Source organism: Limnofasciculus baicalensis BBK-W-15, assembly GCF_024178385.1.
Taxonomy (GTDB): domain Bacteria; phylum Cyanobacteriota; class Cyanobacteriia; order Cyanobacteriales; family Coleofasciculaceae; genus Limnofasciculus; species Limnofasciculus baicalensis.
In genome coordinates, this window is sequence record NZ_JAMZMM010000259.1 from 1 (window position 1) to 8,788 (window position 8,788).

Genomic DNA, 8,788 nt, shown 5'->3' on the forward strand with positions numbered 1-8,788 from the left:
GGGGGAAACTATTTTTTGACTTTATCCTTCAACCTTCAACCTTCAACCTTCATCCTTCAACCTTCATCCTTGATCCTTCTATAATTACAGAAGATTTATTGTATCTTTATTGAAATTTCATACCTCTTAAATTTTATATTTATTTTATAAATAAAGCCAATAACGTAAAAATGGATACAACTGACCAGAGGGAATTTCAGCTAAAATCAAACATGGTTCACAACGAAAACATTAAGCTGTTGAAAAATTTTTATTGGATGGAAGGGTAGAGTTGGGGAATCCCTAGGCATCAAACTTGAATCAAATTAATGTAAATCCACTAAGGTTGCAGATAGCCAATTCAGTGTGGAAATTGGAAAAACTATTGGAAACAAGCCCAGATGAATGAGACATATGAGTCATTGACAAAGCCTGGTTCGACTATAGCTGTGGGCATTTTGCATTCCTTGAGTGGTACTATGGCAATTAGTGAAGCATCGTTAATGGATGCCGAATTAATGGCGATCGCAGAAATTAATCAAGCGGGTGGTGTTTTAGGTAGAATTATCGAACCCACCATTGAAGATGGTGCATCAAATCCAGGAATATTTGCCCTCAAAGCGAAGAAGCTACTGGAAAAAGATCGAGTAGCAACTATTTTCGGTGGCTGGACTTCGGCTTGTCGTAAAGCGGTTTTGCCTGTATTAGAAGAATTTAATGCCCTGATGTGGTATTCGGTGGAATATGAAGGACTAGAATGTTCCCGTCACATTTTTTACACGGGTATTTGTCCTAATCAACAAGTTGGACCAGTGGTAGAGTGGTTGCTCAAGCACAAAGGTAAGCGGTTTTATCTGATCGGCTCGAATTATGTTTTTCCCCGTACTGCGAATAAGTTAATCAAAGCACAACTCAAAGGTCAAGGTGGCAGTTTAGTTGGGGAAGAGTATGTGGAATTGGGGACTACAGAATTTGGCAAGGTTATAGAAACGATCAAAAATAATCAGCCTGATGTTGTATTTAATACTCTCAATGGTGATAGTAATTTAGCCTTCTACCAACAATATAAAGAGGCAGGTATTAGTCCTGAAGAGATTCCAATTGTAGCTGTTAGTGTATCTGAAGAGGAAGTGCGAAGAATTGGCGGTAATACGGCTGCGGGACACTATGCTAGTTGGAGTTACTTTCAGAGTATTGATACTCCCCAAAATTTTACCTTTGTCCGGAATTTTCAGCATCGCTACGGGAAAGATCGAGTCACTAGCGATTCTATTGAGTCAGCCTACGTTCAGGTTTATCTCTGGAAACAAGCAGTGGAAAAAGCGGGTTCATTTGACGTGGAGTTGGTGCGAGAGGCAGCTTATGGACAAACTTTCCATGCACCTGGCGGTAAAATCACAATAGAAAAAAACAACCACGTTAGGAAATATTGTCGCATTGGGAAGATTTTACCGAACGGTCAATTTGAAATTGTATTTACTAGTGTAGGAGCAATTAAACCTCAGCCTTGGTTAGGAATTGAAGAATTAGAAGGCAAGATTTCGCCGATTGTTTTTGACATGTTAGCAGAAGTATCTCAGTCGATTCAATATAGCTGTCAGGCGGAACAAAAATCCCGCGAAATTGAGGCGGCGAACGATCGTCTGCAAAAAACCCAAGATCAGCTATTGGAAGCACAGGCGCGATTTAAAGAATTGGAAGCGCGAGAAAAACTACTCCAACGCCGTCTCTCAAGTCAAATTAGAAGTTCTTTGGAATTGGATCGGATTTTGAGTACTGCCGTTAACGAAATTAGATCCCTACTACAAATCGATCGTTGCCAATTTTTTTGGTATCATCCTGATGAGGAAGGATCTAGTTTTGAATTGATGGAAGAAGCTAGGGAACCCCTTGATCTAAGTGAGTTGGAAAAACCAAGCAGTTTAGATAAGTTGGAAGGGTTAAAAGAATTGCTCGAAAAGCAATGTATATTGCGAATGGATCGGATTGGTACAGAAGTCCAGATTGATGTTAGCAGTTGTCTTGGGGATCGCATTCCGCTCAACTACCAAAACTTAGCACTACGAGAAAGTGCAAATCGCTTAATCGTATCAGGACTTAAGGCTCTTTTGATTGTACCAGTCCATACTCGTGCGCATAAAATGGGGGTGGTGGTTTGCGAACATTTTCGGGATGGGCGTTCTTGGAGCGATCGCGAGGTAGAATTAATTGCTTCTGTAGTCGATCAACTCTCCAGTGGCATCGATCAAGCTCAACTCTATGCTCAAAGCCTCACGACAGCAGCCATAGCAACGGCTCAAGCCGAACAACTTAAGCAAGCTTTACACGATCTACAATCCTACCAAGCTCAATTGGTGCAAACTGAGAAAATGTCTACTTTAGGTACGCTAGTAGCGGGTTTGGCTCATGAAATTAATAACCCTACTAGTTTTATTTACGGGAATCTGCACTATGCCAAAGAATACACGCAAAACTTATTGGATCTGGTAAATCTCTATCAAAAATATTATCCACAACCGATGCCAGAAATTCAAGCTTATGCTCAAACTATTGAGATGGAGTTTTTGATTAAAGATTTGCCAAAAACTCTCACTTCTATGGAAATTGGTGCGGAACGGATTCGTCATTTAGTGGGAAGTTTACGCAATTTTTCTAGAACGGATAGAGGTGAGATGCACCCGATAAATTTGCATGAAGGGATAGAGAGTACGTTATTAATTTTACGGAATAGGTTTAAAGGCAATGGTCAACGTTCATCTATTGAATTGATTGAAGATTATGGTGAATTGCCGCAAGTGGATTGTTATCCCTCTCAGATAAATCAAGTTTTTCTGAATCTAATTAATAATGCAATTGATGCTTTGGAAGAGTTTGGTGTGGGTAATTCCTGGCATCTTGTCACTGGACAAACTATCGCCAATCCAACGATTTGGATTCGTACTGAAAGATTGGATAATGACAGGGTGGTAGTGAGAATTGCTGATAATGGTCCGGGGATGACGGAAGAGGTGAAGTCAAAACTTTTCGATCCCTTTTTTACTACTAAACCAATTGGTAAGGGTACTGGTTTGGGGCTATCAATTAGTTATCAAATTGTGGTGGAAAAGCATGGCGGTATTCTTCAGTGTTCTTCAAAACCAGGAGAAGGCACTGAGTTTGCGATCGAACTCCCGACGCTACAATATAGCAAAGTTCAAACTAATAATTCAACCTCTATCCCTAGTCCTTCTTTTCATCATGCTTGAAGTCGGAAGAGAGTTTTGAGTTTTGAGTTTTACCTCTTACCACCTCACAGGGACTAAGAAACCCGGTTTCTGGGAGGTTTCTTTACACCCACCTGTTTATCTCTTACCTGAAAAACTTTTAAAACAACAACAGCACTCCTAATTGACTCACTGAGGAATTTCCTGATTGAGATAATGATTAAGTAGAGTTGCACCGAATCAACTGTTTCAGTTGCATTGCTCCCACTTCACTAGCTTAGGAAATATCAGCCTTCAAACCGAGTGCTGCTGTTGTTGGATGAGACAGACTGGAAATTTAACAGCGTTTTTTACCTCTTTATTTCAATGTGGACTGCGCTGTGCTATCTGTCAGAGAAGCTTTGTTGCTTCAATTTCTACTTTAGGGACTCTGACAGAAAAGCGCAAGGGAATGATACATAAATTTACTTTTGGGGAAGGAATTGTTAAGTTAAATTGCTGGATGGGTAATTTTCAGTGTAGGGGCGAGTCGCTACAATCATCTCTGGCAATAACAAATAACCTTAATCGACTCGCCCTCTCTCTGTATTCACAGAAATATCAAGAAAATTTAATTGTAAAGCTTTGTGAAGAACTGCGAAACTCCTGAGAATTCTCCATATAACTGATTATCTGGGAAAATCGCCGTGAATTGTCAAGTTTTGTAAAGAACTGCGAAACTTCCGAGAATTCTCCAGATAACTGATTAGACCATCTCAGAAGTAAAAATTAATCATGAGTAATTTACTTTCCACATGCCCTCCAACAGAGGATATTAAGGAAAATTCTCTTTCCCCACTCACCGCTGAGGGTGAAGGATTTGGATACAAAATCTTTGGTTTGAGTCAGAGGTTATCGCCCATATCCTTCACCCCTACAACCTCCTCCCCACTCACTACCGGGATTGTTTTCATTGATCCCAATATTGACGACTATGAAACCCTGAAAGCAGGTGTGAAACCTGGGTTAGAGGTGGTGCTGCTAGATAGCAGCCGGGATGGAATAGTCCAAATTACTGAAGTGCTGGAAAGACACCGTGGCTTGTCGAGTCTGCATATTGTTGCCCATGGTGAGGTAGGTGGTTTGTGGTTGGGGAGTTGGTTGATGAATAGCAACAGTCTCAACCAATATCGCCAGGATTTCCAGTCTTGGGGAAATGCTTTAGCACCGAATGGGGATATTCTCCTTTATGGTTGCAATGTGGGAGCTGAGGAGACGGGGCGGGAATTGGGGCGGCGGTTGAGTGAGTTGAGGGGGGCTGATGTGGCGGCTTCTAGTAACTTGACGGGGAGTGCAGAGTTGGGGGGTGATTGGGATTTGGAGGTGAAGGTTGGGGATGTTGATGCGCCTTTGGCGTTTCGGGTGGAGGTGATGGAGAGTTATGGTGGGGTACTGGCAACCTTCGGTTCACCTAGAAATTTTCGCTCAGGGATTCACCCGCAATATGTGTCTATAGCTGATTTGAATGGAGACGGTAATCTTGACTTAGTTGTACCCAATCGTGCGACTAATAACGTTTCTATCTTTTTGGGAGATGGTACGGGTAGCTTTGGCACTGCCACTAATTACAACACTGGGACATATTCTTTTGCCTCTGTCGTGGGTGACTTCAACGGAGACACTATCCCTGACATAGCTACGGCAAACTGGGGTTCTAGCAATGTCTCCGTACTTTTAGGAACAGGTACGGGAACATTTAACTCTACCACTAACTTTGCTGTAGGTTCAAGTCCATGGTCAGTTGCGATGGGCGACTTTAACGGAGACGGTAAGCTTGACTTAGCCACAGCGAATATAGATTCTAACAATGTCTCAATTCTATTAGGAACAGGTACAGGCAGTTTTAACCCCGCCACCAACTTTAGTGTCGGGAATCAACCTCAGTCTGTTGCAGTAGGAGACTTTAACAATGACGGAAAGCTTGACTTAGCCACAGCAAACTTTAACTCTAACAATGTCTCAATCATATTAGGAACAGGCACTGGTAGCTTTGGTTCTCCCACCAATATTAACGTCGGTACAAATCCATATTCTGTTGCAGTGGGCGACCTTAATGGGGACGGCAATCTTGATATCACCACAGCTAATGAAGCATCTAGCAATGTATCTGTTTTACTAGGAACAGGTACAGGTAGCTTTAGCCCTACTACTAACTTTAGTGTAGGATCAGGTCCTCGTTCTGTGGCTATAGCCGATATTGATGGAGACGGTAATCTTGACTTAGTTACAGCGAATGGTGTTGGTAGTGATAGCCCTTCTAATAATATCTCGATTCTTTCGGGCACAGGTACAGGAAGTTTTGCTGCTGCTACTAACTTGAATGTGGGGACAGGACCTTGGACTGTCGCGGTGGGTGACTTGAATAATGATGGTCAGCCTGATTTGGCTACGTCGAACTATTGGACTAATAATGTTTCGGTTTTGTTAAATACAACAAATCCTGAATTCCCAGTCGATCCATTAACTGGGGAGAAGTATAAACCGGGAGAGATTCTAGTTAAGTTTGCGGTTAACGCAACTGATGCTGAAATCCAAAGTATTGCTCAGGCAAATGGTGCGATCGCAGTTGAAAGACTGATACCATCAAGTACACAAATACTACAGCAAACTTCACCCCTAGACCAATGGCGAGTATTGAAGTTTGATCTAGGATCTGACCTACTACAAGCTCGCACAAACTTGGATCAAAATACCAAGGTGGCAGCGCTCGAACTCAATTATCTGATGTCTATTGACGGAGTAACAAACGATCCAAACTTTAATCAACTCTGGGGTTTGAATAACACTGGACAGACTGGTGGGAAACCAGATGCTGATATTGATGCACCAGAAGCTTGGAATATTCAACAAGGCAGTAAAAACGTAGTGGTGGCGGTGATTGATACTGGTGTGGACTACAATCACCAAGACCTAGCTGCCAATATGTGGAAAAATTCCGGGGAAATTGCTGGAGATGGGGTTGATAACGATGGCAACGGCTACATAGATGACGTTCGTGGTTATGACTTCTCCGGAAATGATAACAACCCAATGGATGACCACAGTCACGGGACTCACGTTGCTGGAACTATTGGGGCAATTGGTAATAACAATCTGGGTGTGGTAGGAGTAAGCCCCAATGTTAGCCTCATGCCCCTGAAAGTCAATCAAGGCCGATATATTGTGGACTCTGCTGCAATACAAGCTATTACATACGCTGCCAATAATGGTGCGGATGTGATTAACGCTAGCTGGGGTGGTGGTCCTTTCTCTCAAATCCTTGCTGATGCCATCAGTTACGCTAACAATAAGGGTGTCCTGTTCGTAGCAGCAGCAGGTAACAATAGTTCAAACAATGACATTTCTCCACACTACCCCTCAAACTACGATCTCCCCAATGTGATCTCAGTGGCGGCCACGAATCACAATGACCAGCTAGCTTGGTTCTCCAATTATGGGCTAAATACGGTAGATCTAGGGGCACCTGGGGAAAGTATCTTGAGTACAGTTCCTGGCAATCAGTACGGCTATAAAAATGGCACCTCAATGGCAGCTCCCCATGTAGCAGGTGCAGCAGCTCTACTTTTGGCTCAGAACCCAAGCCTCACTCCCACACAGTTAAAAAACATCTTGATGACAACTGCTGATCCGCTAGCTTCTCTGCAAGGGAAGACTGTCAGCGGGGGGCGATTGAATCTTTATCAGGCAATCAGTTCTCTAAATCAGCCGCCAGTGTTAGCGAATCCCATCAGATCACAAAATCTTTATGCTAACCCGGTGGGTAACGTATTGCAGTTTACGTTTGCTAGCAACACCTTTACTGATCCAGATCTGCCATTTGACAAACTTACTTACACTGCCAAATGGTATCAAGGAGTGAACGGTTGGACAGAAAGATATGTGACTCCACCTCCTTCACCTTCCAACAATTGGGACCCGAAGGTGACGGGATGGAGTAGCATCACTGACCTCCCCAGCGACCTCACCTTCAATCCCGCAACTCGCACCTTTACGGTGCTTCCTACCAATCCTACTGGTAGCCCTGTTTACTCAGGCAATTTCTACTGGATTGGGGTAACAGCTACAGACCAAGCTGGTAAGAGTGATACTACCTTTTTTGATTTTAGTGCTTACCCTGGGACATACATTGATGGATACATCGCAGGTGGTACTGTCTTTTTCGACGCTAACAACAATGGAATACTTGATAATGGGGAACAATCCTCAATTACTGACGTTAATGGCAAATTCAATCTAAATTTGTCTGTTGTAGATTTCGATACCAATCAAAATGGAGTTCTTGACCCAGCGGAAGGTCACATTGTCGGAATCGGCGGGACAGACACTGCCACAGGCTTAACATTATCAACACCTGTCACGGCTACTCCAGATGCCACCGTCCTTACCCTCCTCACTACCTTAGTGGCAGACTTGTTTAACAAGGGGTTAACAACGGATCAGGCAGAGTCCCTGGTGAAAACCGCTCTCTCCCTGCCATCTTCTGTTTCTATCAACCACCTTGACCCTATTGCAGCCACAAACAACAATCAACCCGGTGGAGTTGAAACCTTTGCCGCCATGGTAAAAGTGCAAAACTTTATCACCCAAACCATGGGTCTGATTTCGGGAGCCACCACTTCATCAAATGGCCAAATTGTCAACAACATCGTAGCGGCAATAACGGATCGAATTCAGTCCGGTGTTACCCTGAATTTAACCGATGCCACACAATTACAGAATATTATTCTTGATGCAGCCAATCGGACTAATGCCAACGTCTCACAGATTGCCTCACAAGCTGCCGAAATAATCGCCCAAGCCAATCAACGCATCGACAATCTGATTGCGACTGCCCCCACTGCATCCCTGGAGACAGAATTTGCTAAAGTGCAAAAAGTTGCTCTAGGTAAGACAAGTGACGATCTCAAAGCAGCAGCAGCGGGAACCAAGACAATTCAGCAGGTAGTAGCCCAAAATACTGGGTTAGCTTTAGATAATCTGATTGCATCGGCGCAGGTTAACAGTGCAGCACCAACAGACATCTCCTTAAATCACACTTCAGTAGCAGAAAATCTGCCAATTGGTACTGAAGTTGGTACTTTTTCTTCCGTAGATCCGGATTTAGGAGAAACCCACACCTATAGTTTAGTACCTGGAATAGGAGACACAGACAATAATGCTTTTGAAATTGTCGGGAATACCCTCAAAACCAAAGCATCCTTCGACTACGAAACCAAAAATTCCTACAATATTCGGGTGCAAACCTCTGACGGGAATGGTGGAGTTTTCTGGGAGGAATTCACTATTGGTGTCACCGATGTCAACGAAATTGTGGGGACAGAAAAATCTGATACCCTTTTCGGCACTCCTGAAAACGACACCATTTATGGTTTAGGTGGTAATGATACTATCTACGCCAATGAAGGTGACAACATTGTTTATGGTGGGAATGGCAGCGATACCATTTACGGTGGCAATGGCGATGATTTCATCGATGCGGGTGCTGGTAACGATACCATTTACGCCAACGAAGGTGACAACACTATCTATGGTGGTGCTGGAATTGACACTATCTACGCTGGTAATGG

At 43.3% G+C, this 8,788-nt stretch carries 2 protein-coding genes; both read left to right on the forward strand.

Going from position 1 to position 8,788, the window contains the following annotated elements; all coding sequences use genetic code 11:
• Nucleotides 1-380: 380 nt before the first annotated feature.
• Entirely contained in the window at nt 381-3,224 is a 2,844-nt protein-coding gene (urtA, locus tag NJ959_RS20955) for an urea ABC transporter substrate-binding protein (protein ID WP_254013685.1), read from the forward strand.
• Between the two features lie 732 nt (nt 3,225-3,956).
• A partial coding sequence (locus tag NJ959_RS20960; protein ID WP_254013686.1) for a S8 family serine peptidase occupies nt 3,957-8,788 on the forward strand: 4,832 nt, incomplete at its 3' end.

What these genes read in the sequence shown, in the direction of transcription:
- urtA (WP_254013685.1), top strand. Translation starts at nt 381, where the DNA reads ATGAATGAGACATATGAGTCATTGACAAAGCCTGGTTCGACTATAGCT.